Source organism: Aeromonas sp. 95A (assembly GCF_051919235.1).
Classification (GTDB): Bacteria; Pseudomonadota; Gammaproteobacteria; order Enterobacterales; family Aeromonadaceae; genus Aeromonas; species Aeromonas veronii.
Map to the genome: position 1 here is coordinate 4,078,878 of NZ_JBQBFC010000001.1, position 13,315 is coordinate 4,092,192.

Below are 13,315 nucleotides of genomic sequence, written 5' to 3' on the forward strand. Positions count from 1 at the left end.
ATCGTTCCACTGTCTATCGGGAACTGCGGCGTAACGCCTGCTAAGATAGCTATCAGCTTGGCTGCTGGCCGATCTTCGGCTCGGTGCTTTCTGGCAGATGGATTATCGGTAGCGTGAAATGGAACTCGGCTTGTCCAGCGATGGCGATTGTTGTCAGCTGACAACGGAGTGATCAGTACATCAGTGCCCGCAGTCATCTGCATTATAAGTATCGTGAAATGGAAACCAAGCTGCTGGCTGGCAGCGATTGTCAGCTGACAACGAGGTGATCTGCACCTCAGTAGTCGCTGGCGACCCCATTATCGGTATCGTGAAATGAAATCCTGGCTGCTGGCCGATCTTCGGCTCGGTGCTTTCTGGCAGATGGATTATCGGTAGCGTGAGATGGAACTCGTCCTGTCCAGCGATGGCGATTGTCAGCTGACAACGGAGTGATCAGTACATCAATGCCCGCAGGCATTTGCATTATAAGTATCGTGAAATGCTTACAGTACATCAATCTCGGTATCAGCGATTTTTTCAGAATATCTCCCAGGCACAGGGTTGTTGTTTTCAACGGTTTTGTTGTAGTCACAACGAGAGGATTGAGATACCTGCTGGCTTCCTAATCGGCTGTCTGGGCGATGCGTTTGTGAGTTGTGACACCGACGATTTCCTAAATAAGGTCTCCTTTCCCTACAGGCCTCATGAGAGGACTGCCTAGTATCATCGCTACTCTGTGAGGGTCGACGGAGCACCGGATGTAGCGTTTGTGGGCAAACTTCTGGCCGAATGTGACGCATCTCCCTGATGCGTCTGATGACAACGAGTGTGGTTTCGTATGGGTCTGCCTAGAGCTGAAACTGTACCAAACCAGCTCAGGGCGGTTTGTATGCAGTGATAAGGTGAGGTGTTTGACGTGTTCGAGTTTATTGCAAATCCAGGGCGGGCCATTGGGTAAGAGCAACAGCCATGCTATGGCTATGGCTATGGCTATGGCTATGGCTATGGCTATGGCAGCAATGATGCAGGCGAGACCCCAAGGGCTTTGGCGATCAGATAAACTTTCTCCAAGGTTACCCTAGTCTCCCCACGTTCGATTTTTCCCATATGACCACGGTCTATACCAGCAATTAGCGCTAGTTTTTCCTGTTGCATACCTCGTGCAGACCGCAGTTCTCGTACATTTTTACCGAATGCAGTTGCGAGCATCGCCAGCTCAAACTCGTCAGAATCCATTTTATCTCCTCACTAGAGGATCTATGGTCTACGTTATACGGCGCACTGTACACGGCTGTGAGTACACGCATATAATGACACTGCATATAAGCATCATTCTGAGGTGGAAAATGTCTAATCAGCAGATCGTTCTGAGCCAGAATCAAAAAAGTGGCACAGTGACACTAACCTTTCAAGATGCGGATTTCCTAGCCGCAGTAGGAGATTCCTTGAGAGTGGAGTCATTCCTACATGTTACTATCAATCAATCCGTATATGATGAATTTGTTAAGAGCCTGATGGCTTCGTTTGTTGCCGAATTTATGGATTTTAAGGAAAATTGGCCGATACCTCAGGAGCTAAGAAAGGTGTAAACAAGTATCTGACATAAGATGTTGACACTCATACGGAGCCGCATCTCAGAGGGCCATCATTAGTCATGCCTGGCATTCCAGCCAGTCGGAGTTGTTGCCCAAATTGATGCAGATTGAATGGAACTAACTTAGGGCTCTGTGATCTGATCACTACCATCCCTCTTCAACTCTGCATCATGGGCGCATCGCTTCACCCCATCACTGACGACGGGGACGCAGCCAGCTCTACACCGACCAAACTATCCCTACTTTCCTGATGCCCAAAGGGATTTTCAGCCTCAAGCTTCGCGCAACTCAGGGGCTACTCGACTCCTTGTCCGAGTTGATGAACTTACCGCTGTGCGCGCCGGACTATAGCTATGTGTCAGCAAGCGAGCACGCACGGTGACGGTGGCCTATCGACAACCCGCCAAGGGGCGTATGAATCGTTCCCAGTTCCCTGGTCATCGACTCTACTGGCCTGAAGGTATTTGGCGAAGGCGAGGGAAGGTCAGAAAACACGGCGCCGAGAAGCGGCGAGTGTGGCGCAAGTTACATCTGGCGGTGGACTCGGCAACCCACGATATCGTGGCAGCAGAAGTCTCGCTGGAAGATGTCCTGCCCACCTTACTCAACCCGCTGCGGCGCAAGCTGGGATCCGCTTATCTCACGCAAAGGGGCGACAGCCTGTATCCCGCCTCGCAAGCACGCGGGGTTATAGAACAAGAAATGAAGCGGTGCTGGCGATGCGCAAGGAAGGTCTGGCGCACTGGAAGAAGATATCGGGATACCACCGTCGCTTGCTGGCTGATTTGGGCAACAACGCCTACTAGCACCTATGAAAAGCTATTTTTGCTTGTTAGTTGTATAGCTAATGATAGTATATTGAGCGTTTTTTTGGTTTCCGTAGCTGAGTTTTCTGTTTAGCTAATTTTAATTGATGAATTAATGTTAACATTTGGATCTTTTTATTTTATTGTTCTATTAGTGGATTGGAAATGGAAACTATATCTTCCCCGAAAAACAAATTTATTATGGAAAGGGGCGCTGGATCGATAAATTTCGATCACGACCAATTTTTAGTTGAAGATCTTTTAGACGAAAATTCGCTAGCTGGATTTTACGGTCCCAGCGGTTCGCGAAAATCGTTCATTATAATGGATATTGCCTGTCGGATCGCATCAGGGAAGAAATGGCAGGGCAGGGAGGTAAAACATGGTGCTGTAATCTATGTTGCTGCCGAGGGAAGCAATGGCATGAAAAAACGCATGCACGCCTGGATTAATAAATACAATGATGGGCATGACCTAGACAATCTGTACCGTATATCACAACCAATATTTGTATCACAACCACAGGTTGTTACTGATTTAATTTTGGCTACAAAGAATGTTCAAGAAGAAACTAATTTGCCTGTAAGATTGATTGTTATTGATACGCTTGCACGTAGTTTTATCGGTAATGAGAATTCTGCTGAGGATATGGGGAAATTCATCGCCGGTTGTGATGAAATAAAATGCAAAACTGGTGCGACAATTCTCATTGTGCATCACACAGGAAAAGATTTGGGTCAGGGAGCAAGAGGGGCATATTCATTCAAAGCTGCATTAGACAGTGAGTATTTTATAGCTAAGATAGAAGGCAATGATGCGCTAACTACTAAATTAGAATGCACCAAAAATAAGGAGGGGAGCGATGGATTAAAAATGGAAATAAATCTAAAAATCGAGGCTATAGGGAAAACCACAAAAGGAAAAACTATTGATACCTTGGTTGTCATAGACCGTGATAGTCGTTTGGTAGGAGCCCAAAACACTAGGAAAGATAAGAATATCCAGCCACCCTGTGAAAATAAAAAAACTAAAGCAATAGTTGATGAAAATTTCTAAAAATAATGACCACAATGTAAAGAATTTTGCTCTGGCTGCCCCATTTTTAGGGCGAATACCTGGGTTGTTCATGCCTATGCCAAGTGGTAAGCGTCCAATAAATATTAAACTAGATATTGAAAGTGGTCATGAAAGACTGTGTGCTGAATTGGCAGAAGGGCTTGATAGCTCAGACCAAAGCGTACTTCTCGCATTAATCGCCCTAGCTGGTATAGAGAGTAAAATAATTTCGTCAGCTAATACCGGACCGAAGTCGACTCTATTGTGGAATAATTTGAATGTAAGTTTTGATGCTGAAACTGAACAATGTGCGTTAGTAACTACTACACAGACCGACATTTTAAACATTCTAGGGTGGAATAGATCGGGTCATGAATACAATAGGTTGAAGAAATGCTTAAATAGATTAAATAATGTTAATTTACTTATATTTAAGGGAGAGAGAAAGTGGAGATCTGGGCTACTGAGTTATCTAATCAACAACACATCAGTCATTGGTGAGGAAGATGTCGTCTATGTTGTGTTGAACTCCAAAATTGCATATGCGGTCGATGGGGGACAATACGCTAGGATATGTTTGGAGGAACGTCGTTTGCTTAGTTCAAATATAGCTAAGCTACTTCATGCATGGCTTTCATTCAATATCAATCATGGCTACCACTTATCTCCTTATATAGATACACTAGTACAGAGGATTTGGGGTGAGCCATACAAGCCTCACCAACCTAAATCAAAAACAGAGTATGAAAAAAAAGAGATAAGGCGTAAACGTGCTGAGATTGTTACTGCACTGAAGCAGCTCAGCGAGTTGGACGGCTGGAGAGTTCGGTTTAATGACAAGGTTGGCTCGAATAAGCAAGTCCAGGTGAAGCGTTTAAGAGTCATCAATGGGGCTGTAGAAAAGAGTAATCCATGACGTTAAAGCGATGTACGCAATCAGCGTTAAAGCATGGTGCGTCGTTACGTTAATTCATGGTACGAAAATTGATTTTAAATTCTCTTACAGCCCTTGTTCTACAAGGGTCTTAGCCATTTCATGTTCCTGCTGTTTAAGAAGATCTTCTTAAAGGAAGACTCCTCTTATTACGAAAAAAACTCAGTATCTCTATTGCTCAGTGTAAAACACTGAGCATCATGATGGCCAGTTCCTTTTCTGTTCACTATGATGTCAATCTATGCGTTTTAAGCTTAGTGGCCATACACAGAATTAATACCAGCCATGAAAATGGTATTATCACCCTCAGCCCTCATCTTGAGATAAGTGGGTTCATCATAATGATGTTCATAGAAATAACCACCTCTTCATGGAAAATCATGGAAAAGTAGTGTGCCATCGAATTTCAATTTGGCTGGTAAACAATTAACGATTTCCATAACTAAAAATAGTAATGCCATCTGTTCATAAAAAAGTCCCGACCATATACAAGAATTTATGCGGGTGTCAATTTTTTGATAAAATGAGGGCGAAGCCCTAAAATTTTAAAGCGAAGCGCCTAATAATACAAATCGAATAACAACGAAGTGGCACGAGCGTGTGCGAAGCTAACACGCGGGTGTTTAAATTTCAATTGTGCTCAGATATCACTCACTCGCTATGGTAGTGATAGTATTTTTATTCAACGTTAGAAATCTATCTATTTATCATTTGTCTTTTTTATTTCTATCCAATTCAGCAGTTCGAATTCGTCTCATAGTTGCATGAGAGTAGTGCCGTTCGATCATTTTTACGCTGTTGCCGACCTGCGCAGCAATGTGTGCAAGCGGCTCTCCCCTAAGTATCTCATTAGTTATATAGGTATGCCTGAACCAATACAATGTTCCTTCAACTTCCATCTCATCAGCGAAAGATCGCCAAATTTCGGCAGGACGTTTTAGTTCGAATAGGCACTGGCTTGGAGCCTTAGCTTTGGCTTCAGAAATTTTTTCAAATCCCTGTATTTTAGCTAGCGGAGACATTACCTCAATTATAACCTTGCTCTCCTGCCCACTCCTTGAAATAATCATCTCACGGCCCTCTTTTATCGTGCCCTCCATTTTCCCCTTGCGTACTTTTAAGTAATAATCTTTTTCTGTTTTTAGATCATCCCATCTAACACCAAGTGCCTCATTCCCTGTTCTAATACCGGTTAAATAAAGAAACCTGCAATACAAGTTAAAAATTACTCTATCGGTGTTTGTTGGGGATAATGATTGCCATTTGGTTAATTTATCAAAAATTGTTTTTATTTGATTAGGTTCCCAGCACTCTCCTTTTATAATATTTTTAGTTTCTACTTTATTGCTCATGTCAGGTATCGAGCTTATGAGGGCTTGTTCTTTTGCTTCAAGCAAGATCCTTCTCAATACAATATGGATTGAGTTGGCAAGTGATTTTCCTGGAGCATCATGAGTCTCACAGTATTTATTCCAAAACAGTCTAACTGATCTATCGTTGATGCTAGCAATCTCTTGCTCACCAAAATATGGAAGGAGGTGATTCTTGATCAGGCTAATGTAGTATGTATCTATAGGCTTAGAGCGCTTCAAGTAGAATTGAACGATTTCATTCGCTATTGTTTTAAACGTAATACCCTTTTTAAGCGCAACACCACTCGATAATTTAATTTTTAACATCAGTGCTATTTGATGTGCTTCGGACGTTGCATCTCGTAAGTCGAGTTTCCGTGTGCTCTGACGATAGTCATAAATGCCATCTGCTGGTTGATGGACTCTACAGTGCCATCTGGAGCTGCCTTTTTGTTTGAATAGTGTTATGCCCCCGCCCAAATCATGACGATTTTTGAACGTGCTCTGACTGTCAGCCTCGATCCTCTCTGCCAGCATTCTAGCCAAGTCATGTACAGAAAATTTACTCAACACATCGATCAAATCGCTCATGAGAAGCCCCTAATACTCAACGCAGTCTCATACTAGCATTGTGTATAGTTCCATGGATATCAATTTGAAGATTGTTGTAAGTGACTGAATTTATGGCGGTATGTTATATTGCGTTCTGATTGCAAATCAGGACGATGCCACCTGATGGCATCGTAGTGGTTGAGCTGCGGTGCAAGATGCCCTCCGAGAGGAGGCTCAATGCAGCGCGACCCCATGACGGCATATCCGGGCCTATCTACAGAAGATGCGCCGGATATTCGGGGTGCGAGATTGTACTCGCCCCCACGTCATCATGCAATTTGGCAGGACATTGTTGGCTGCGCGAGCCGACAGGATGCCGAAATGAAGCCGTCGCTCAGGCCCAATGGGAGAGGGGGGAGGGCATGGCGTAGACGTAACCCTGTTGATAGTCACAGCCGAGCTGGTCGGCAATCTCGATATGGGTCTGGTTTTCCACCCCTTCGCACACCACCTTCATGCCGAGTCGCTGCAGGTACTCCACCAGTCCGGTCAGCATGCGCAAGGCATGGCTACTCCTGGTCGCTTGCAGCAGCAGGGAGCGATCCAGCTTGATGATCTCGTAGGGGAGCGCCATCACTCGCTGAAAATTGCACTCCTGGGTGCCAAAGTCATCGCAGGCGATATGGGCACCGTGGCTGCGCAGTACCTCGATCAGGGCCAGCTCCTTGCGCTCTAGCGGGGCGTACTCCACCACCTCGAACCAGATTGCGATATCCAGCTTGCGGGCCTGCAAGAGAGTGAGTAACAGCAGGTTCTTATATGTTGTGCTCTCAAAAGCGGGGTTGAGGTTTATCGAGAGGGCGCAAGGAGCATGGCGTGCCAGCGCGGTCAGATCACGCCAAATGGCTCTGAGCATAACGATATCCACATGCAGGGACTCTTCATCACTGAGAGAGGGAAAGTCTATTCCCTGATAACGCTGCTGGCGGGGTTCCCAGCGTCTGGCCAGCGCCTCAAAGCCGATGATCTGACGATCCCGGTCTACGATTGGCTGATAAAAGGGCACGGCAATGTCCGCTGTCATCAGGGATGCCATGTCACCGACCGGAAACTCATCTTTGAATGCAAACATGGCATTTACCTATTGGTGGATATGACTGTGGATAATACGGGAGGCTATTGAGGGTTGGCACTAGGAATTGTCTGAATGTTGATGGTGTAATATTCAGACAGTATCAGATTATTCCGATTAATCCTGATGGATAAATTATCTACACTGGTGACATAGATAATTAGCCACCAAAAGTCATATACAGATAATAATTTATATAGAATGGCCTTTTGGAGTTCTTTGCAATTCTTAGTTTTAAATTTTACAGTGGTTCATTTTAATTAAGATCTGTTGCTCTATTAATTACTGAGTGAAAGTGTCCATGAATATTTTTTTTGTTTTTTTTTTTGCTGATATTAAGCACTCACGCCTTTGCATCACCGGATATCAGTGTTGGGACTTTATATGACTATATGCCGGCAGAAAAAAACACTCAGCTAAAAAGAGTACGAAACATCGGTGATGAAACCGCTTTTGTCAAAATTACCCTGGCCGAAATTATATATGGTGCAGATGGTATGCCAAAAGAGCGGGAGTTACCGGAGGAGGGGGTTCGTCAGTTGGTGATCAGTCCTTCCAGGCTGATTATCCCTGCTGGCGGCTCACAGGCTACCCGCTTTATCTATATGGGCTCGCGGGAGAGGGAGCGCTATTTTAGGGTGCGCTTTGTGCCGGTCAAACCACAGGGCGATGAAATAACCGAGTTGCCACCACAGCAAAAAATTAGTGCTGGGGTCAGTATCATGACCGGTTTTGGTACCATTTTATTTGTCGCCCCAAAAACACCCCGTTATGACACCTATATCGGGCGCGAAAACGGTGCCCTCTATGCAGAGAACCGGGGCAACGCCACCGTGATTCTAGATTATCTGGAGTTGTGTGACAAAAAGGAGACGTCATGCAGTCAGCCGGAGCAGATGCATCTACTGCCCGGCGTTAAAAAGCGGGTCAGTCAAGAGGCAACCCGGACGGTTCGTTTTGAACTGATCGAAGGGAAAAAATCGGCATTCAAGGAGTTCAAGCTCTGATCCCGGTTTATTACAACAAAGACAATCACACAATAAGGAGTGGCTATGAAGATGTTAGCGCTTTTCCCCGCCCTGCTGCTGGCCAGCGGTTCCCTGATGGCAGCCGAGCAAGTCGAGCATACAGTGACAGTGACGGCGCAGATCCCGACTGCAAGCTTTTATGTCCAGCCGGTAGGGGAGTGGATAAACACCCCGCAAAAGCTGACCTTTAACGCTTTCAGTCAGCAGCTGGAACCGTTGACCAAGCAGCTGGAGATGAAGAGTACCCTTGGCGCCATCAAAGGCTATCTGCTCTATCCGGCCAGCATTATCAGTGGCAAGGATAGTATCGCACTGGCCGTCAAGGTGGCCGGAGTTGAGTTGAATACTTCATCTAAAGAATTGTTGAACCAGGCGGATGCCAATATCGGTAAAAAGGTCGGGCTGGAGATTATTCCCGCTGTGCCGCCAGCCAATGGTTACAAGCCCGGCAACTATCAGGGGATTGTTAGCATGATGTTTGAATCCGAAGCGCCGAAAGCATAGCTGTTGACATCAACAAGCGGGGGCCTTCAGGCCCCCATTTTATTGGGACAGTCAGCACTCAGGTTTTACTCCATGGTTCGCTTTCTTCTTCTCTTGCTCGGGATACTGCTTTTTAGCCCTCTGGCGGTGGCAGCAGACCCTGTCATGCTGCTGCAACAGGCGCGGCAGCTGCCCGAGGGGTTTGAAGAGCACTTCTTTGGGGTGCCCCTGATGGTGCGGGTGACCGTCGATGGACGCTTGCTGGGGGATGGGGAAGTGCTGCTCGGGCGGGATAACTCGGTACAGCTGCTCTCGCTGCTGGAGGTGCAGGAGAGCGACTTTGATGAGGGGGCGCGTGAACGCTGGCTGACCAGGTTGGGATCGCACCTGCCGCTCGGCGGGTGCAGCCGTGCCTGTCCCGAAGGCATAGTGGGATTGCAATATAGTCTGGAGGAGTCCCAGCTCTCGGTACTGACCGGTGAGGTAGAGCAGGAGGCGCGGGATCAGCGCTTTATGACATTGCCTCAAGAGAGCAAGGGGTTGCTGATCCAGAACCAGCTGAACCTGGTGCAGGGCACTCAGCGCAACGGTCACTACAACCTGCAGCTGGAGGGCAGCTGGGGGCAGTGGACCCCCTTTATGGAGGGGGATGCCACCTGGCAGGAGGGGCAATCGAGTGAAGTCGGCCTGGCTCAGCTTTATGGCGAGCGGCTCCATGAGGCCAATTTTTATCGCCTTGGTTTCTTCTTTCCCTCGGCGCAGGGGTTGGTGCGTCAGCCGAACTACTACAGTGGCGCAACCCCCACAGTGCTCGGGATGATGTGGGGCAGTTCGGATCTGCTGCGCCGGGAGCGCGGGGTGCCCAGTCTGGCGCCGATCCAGGTTGCACCGGCCCGGTCGGGCATGGTGGAGATCTATCGTGATGGCAACCTGATCCAGTCCCAGCCGGTCGTATCCGGTTTGCAGGCACTTGATACCCGATCGCTTCCCGGCGGTATCTACGAGGTAGAGCTGCGGCTGCTGGAGGATGGTCAGGAGACCCGCCGTTGGCGCGAGATGATCTACAAACCCTCCAACTGGCAGACGCCGGAGGAGCCGTGGCGCTTCAACCTGTTTGCCGGACGCCAGACCCGCTGGCTGGTGCGGCAAGGAGACAGTGATCTGGAAGGGGCCAGTGGCGGCGTAGCGGTGAACCACCTGCTGCTTCCCTCGTTGGTAGTGGGCGCAGGTAGCCAGTATGTGGACAGACGGGCCCAGCACGCCCTCTCGCTCGATTGGGAGGCGACCAGTCAGCTCCACGGCTTTGCCTCCCTCAACCAGAGTGTTGGCATGGGGTGGGGTTACGATCTGCAGGGGATCTACTGGCATGGCAACAGCAGTCTGGTGGCCAGCCATTCGCGCAATCTGCGCAAGCAGGGAGAAGCAAGTGCGGTGTCCAGCCTGTCACTGCAGCAGTCGCTGGAAACGTGGGGCTCCCTCGGCGTCTATGTTTCGCACCAGTCTGGTCGTGGCAATGGTGCCGATCTGGGGTGGCACTATAGCGATCGGCTGTGGGGGCGTTGGGTGACTTGGGGCGTTACCCTGTTCGATCGTCCTGGCAGCGAGAGCACGGCGCAGCAGCGGGATCGCGGCAGCACCCTCAGTCTCACTATCAACCTTGGGGGGGATGATCGCCAGTTATCGCTGGGGCTGGGCAGCAATACTTCCCGCTCGGGCGGTGCCCAGCGCAGCGCCTATCTCAACTACCAGCAGGAGGTAGACTGGGGGCCGCTGCGTCAGGTCAGCGTGGGCAGCAATTTTGACAGCTATGGTAGCGGTTTGTCCGGCTATGGTCGCTTTGCGGCCCCCTGGCTGGGGGGGGATCTGTTTGCCCAACGATCCTCTTATAACGGTGAGGTGACCGGTGGCATCAACCTGGAGAGCTTGGTGGCTCTGGGGCGGGAGGGGGCGCTGGCGCTCGGTTCCCGCGAGATGGACGGCATGGTCAATGAGGCGGCGATGATCTTAGATATCGACGCTGACGACGAGAGGACACGGATCCGGGTCAGCGACGATCAGGGCGGTGTGCAGATCCTGGGGGCCGGACGCCATCTGGTCTCGGTACCCGCCCTGCAAAGCGGTGCCTTGCAACTGGAGATGGACGACCACGACGGGGCGCCGCTCACCATCAGGCCAACCGTGCTCCCCTACCACCTTAATCGTGGTGGGGTGGGGTATGGTCAAGTAAATGCCTTACGCACAGTCACAGTGATTGGCCGTCTGCTGGATAAGCAGGGAGCCCCACTGAAGGGGGCAATAGTGGTCAACCACTCGGGGCGAACAGTCAGCGAGGCCGACGGTTTCTTTGCGCTAGAGATGAGTGAACGCAATCCCAACTTTCAAGTGCAGTATCAGGGGGGGCAGCAGTGCGAGCTGTCGCTCGATACAACCAGAGCTGACCGACAGCCCGGGGTATTACTACTAGGCGATCTGGTCTGTACTCCCCAAACATGGGTTAATCGATAATTTCTGAAGCGGGAAGTAAAGTAAGTATGAGAGCAGGCTCGATACACACTTATTGGTTACTGTTAGTATTGCTGTATGGTTACCCTTTATATGGAGCAACACTTAATATAACGGCAGAATACAATCCTGCCACCTATGAAGCAGGAGGAGCCAAATTTATCAATACGACCCCCTGTACCCAGTTTCCTAATGCACCAGGTTTCTGGTGCAGTGCCACTGCAACAGTTGATACACCCCAGGCGGTACATTTTAAAGTTAGCACCCGTCGAACAGTAAAGATTGGCGGGGATATCAGAGATGGGGTCCATTATATTGGTTTTCCTGGAGCTCGGGATGTCATCCTGCAAAAAGATGGCGGCGGGCCATCTTTTAAAATGAAGTTTATAGTGACTGCTGTTGGCGTGGCAACAGCAGTGGACCTCCCCAGTAATAGCAATATACCAGACTATGGTGACTGCTCTGATAGCGCTATATGGAGTAATAACACTTCTATTTTTTTATTTCGTGATATAAAAGCGCATAAACAGTTGATTGGCGGGCGATGTTATGGAAATAATAAAATCTACGGGGATAAGGATATAAATATTTACACGGCATATCTTGGCTATCGACTGGAGGCACCGAATCCCCTCAGATTGGAGAATGGGGGTTATAGTGGTCAAGTGACATTTTCAATAGGGGGCGGGAAGGATTTTGACTTTGGTAGTGGCTACTATGGGGACACACAGTTAACGGTGTCATTCAAAGTAAAGGTGCGTCATCAAATAAAAGTAGAGTTTCTCTCTGGTGGCAATAAGGCGTTGTTACAACCACCTGAAGGGTGGTTGGATTGGATTCATAATGGCAAAAACGCGCCGACTCTCTTGCAGCACAGACTCCCGTTTCGGCTTTGGCACAGTGCCCCATTTACCCTGGCATTACGCTGCCAGTACCCATGGAAAACGGAGTGTGCGTTAAGAGATGGCAAGGGGCGTACAGTGCCATTGAAAGCATATTATCTACATCCCAATAACACTATGGAACTTTTGACTACAGACAAGAAAAAATTTGCATTATCTGCGAATGCAGCTCCCGTAGTTAATGGCGCAAGAGCCATTCAATTTCAGATTGATGGGGGGGTTGTGACCGAGATGATGAAATATCCAGGCTCTCGCTTTACAGGAGATGTGACCCTGATATTTGATGCCGCCATCGACTAGCAAAGACCGCTGCTCTTGGCATATTCAAAGAGAGCGCTATCGCTGCTAATACCCAGTCGCAGCATGGCACTTTTCTTTTGGGTGCTGATGGTTTTTACGCTGCGATGAAGATGATCGGCAACTTGAGTGACCGACATACCGCTGGCCAGTAGGCGTACCACTTCATTTTCTTTTGGGGTGAGCGGGTTGATTTTGTCTGGATCGGTGATATCGACATTAGATAGCAGCATTTGTACCGTCGGGCCAATATAGCTATGGCCAAGCAATATTTGGCGAATGGCTTCGGCCAATTCATCGATGACTGACTTTTTCAAGATTAGGCCATTAATTCCAGCCTGAATCAGGGATTGCATGATTGCGCTGTTCTGGAGCTGTGTCAGCACAATAATGGGTAGAGTTGGATAATCACGGCGCACCTTGTGGATCATAACCATGCCATCGCAGAGGGTATCCCCCGGCATACTGAAATCGGTGATCAGCAGGTCGCAGTGATATTGCTGTAATGAATTGAACAATTCAGATACCTGATATGCCTCGGCGATCACTTCACAATGAGGTGTTATCTGTTCAATCAGGCTGCGGATCCCGGTCAGAATCAAGGGATGGTCATCGGCAAGAATAATCTTGAAGGACATGGATGAGCCTCTTATAAAGCGGTGAATAATATTCAGGCTATCAAAGCTTACATTTC

At 48.4% G+C, this 13,315-nt stretch carries 11 protein-coding genes and 1 pseudogene; 8 read left to right on the top strand and 4 right to left on the bottom strand.

Features of this window, described 5'->3' with window-relative positions:
• Window positions 1-990 precede the first annotated feature (990 nt).
• Complete coding sequence (locus ACTG2U_RS18720) at window positions 991-1,218, bottom strand: helix-turn-helix domain-containing protein (RefSeq protein ID WP_081043428.1); 228 nt, start codon at window positions 1,216-1,218, stop codon at window positions 991-993.
• A gap of 110 nt (window positions 1,219-1,328) precedes the next feature.
• Here ACTG2U_RS18720 and ACTG2U_RS18725 point away from each other — a divergent pair, with 110 nt between their 5' ends.
• From ACTG2U_RS18725 to repC, 4 genes and pseudogenes are all read left to right on the top strand, one after another.
• Entirely contained in the window at window positions 1,329-1,571 is a 243-nt protein-coding gene (locus tag ACTG2U_RS18725) for a hypothetical protein (RefSeq protein WP_043851850.1), read from the top strand.
• A 205-nt stretch (window positions 1,572-1,776) separates the two neighbouring features.
• Window positions 1,777-2,362, top strand: a pseudogene (locus ACTG2U_RS18730) (IS5 family transposase); the annotation flags it as partial.
• 186 nt (window positions 2,363-2,548) lie between these two features.
• Window positions 2,549-3,439: a helicase RepA family protein gene (locus tag ACTG2U_RS18735; RefSeq protein ID WP_043851840.1), complete on the top strand. Its 891-nt coding sequence runs from the start codon at window positions 2,549-2,551 to the stop codon at window positions 3,437-3,439.
• Complete coding sequence (gene repC / locus ACTG2U_RS18740; protein WP_102989304.1) at window positions 3,426-4,355, top strand: replication protein C, IncQ-type; 930 nt, start codon at window positions 3,426-3,428, stop codon at window positions 4,353-4,355. Before ACTG2U_RS18735 ends, repC begins: the two co-directional genes overlap by 14 nt.
• Window positions 4,356-5,080: 725 nt before the next feature.
• Here repC and ACTG2U_RS18745 read toward each other — a convergent pair.
• Both ACTG2U_RS18745 and ACTG2U_RS18750 read right to left on the bottom strand, forming a co-directional pair.
• Window positions 5,081-6,316, bottom strand: a complete 1,236-nt coding sequence (locus ACTG2U_RS18745; protein WP_043851842.1) for a site-specific integrase — start codon at window positions 6,314-6,316, stop codon at window positions 5,081-5,083.
• Between the two features lie 355 nt (window positions 6,317-6,671).
• Complete coding sequence (locus ACTG2U_RS18750; protein ID WP_439974912.1) at window positions 6,672-7,409, bottom strand: EAL domain-containing protein; 738 nt, start codon at window positions 7,407-7,409, stop codon at window positions 6,672-6,674.
• 314 nt (window positions 7,410-7,723) lie between these two features.
• Here ACTG2U_RS18750 and ACTG2U_RS18755 point away from each other — a divergent pair, with 314 nt between their 5' ends.
• The 4 genes from ACTG2U_RS18755 to ACTG2U_RS18770 all read left to right on the top strand — a co-directional run bounded on the left by ACTG2U_RS18755 (window position 7,724) and on the right by ACTG2U_RS18770 (window position 12,624).
• Window positions 7,724-8,416, top strand: coding sequence for a hypothetical protein (locus ACTG2U_RS18755; RefSeq protein ID WP_439974913.1), 693 nt, complete (start codon window positions 7,724-7,726; stop codon window positions 8,414-8,416).
• A 45-nt stretch (window positions 8,417-8,461) separates the two neighbouring features.
• On the top strand, window positions 8,462-8,941 hold the full coding sequence (locus ACTG2U_RS18760; protein ID WP_227095054.1) for a CS1 type fimbrial major subunit: 480 nt from the start codon (window positions 8,462-8,464) through the stop codon (window positions 8,939-8,941).
• Between the two features lie 144 nt (window positions 8,942-9,085).
• Window positions 9,086-11,425 carry a CS1-pili formation C-terminal domain-containing protein gene (locus tag ACTG2U_RS18765; RefSeq protein ID WP_429013801.1) on the top strand — a complete coding sequence of 780 codons (2,340 nt, stop codon included), beginning with the start codon at window positions 9,086-9,088 and terminating at the stop codon, window positions 11,423-11,425.
• Between the two features lie 26 nt (window positions 11,426-11,451).
• Window positions 11,452-12,624: a hypothetical protein gene (locus tag ACTG2U_RS18770; protein WP_227095052.1), complete on the top strand. Its 1,173-nt coding sequence runs from the start codon at window positions 11,452-11,454 to the stop codon at window positions 12,622-12,624.
• On the opposite strand, the gene ACTG2U_RS18775 is transcribed toward ACTG2U_RS18770, so the two are convergent.
• Window positions 12,621-13,259 carry a response regulator gene (locus ACTG2U_RS18775; RefSeq protein WP_236380010.1) on the bottom strand — a complete coding sequence of 213 codons (639 nt, stop codon included), beginning with the start codon at window positions 13,257-13,259 and terminating at the stop codon, window positions 12,621-12,623. The two genes, ACTG2U_RS18770 and ACTG2U_RS18775, sit on opposite strands and share 4 nt — an antisense overlap.
• Window positions 13,260-13,315 lie beyond the last annotated feature (56 nt).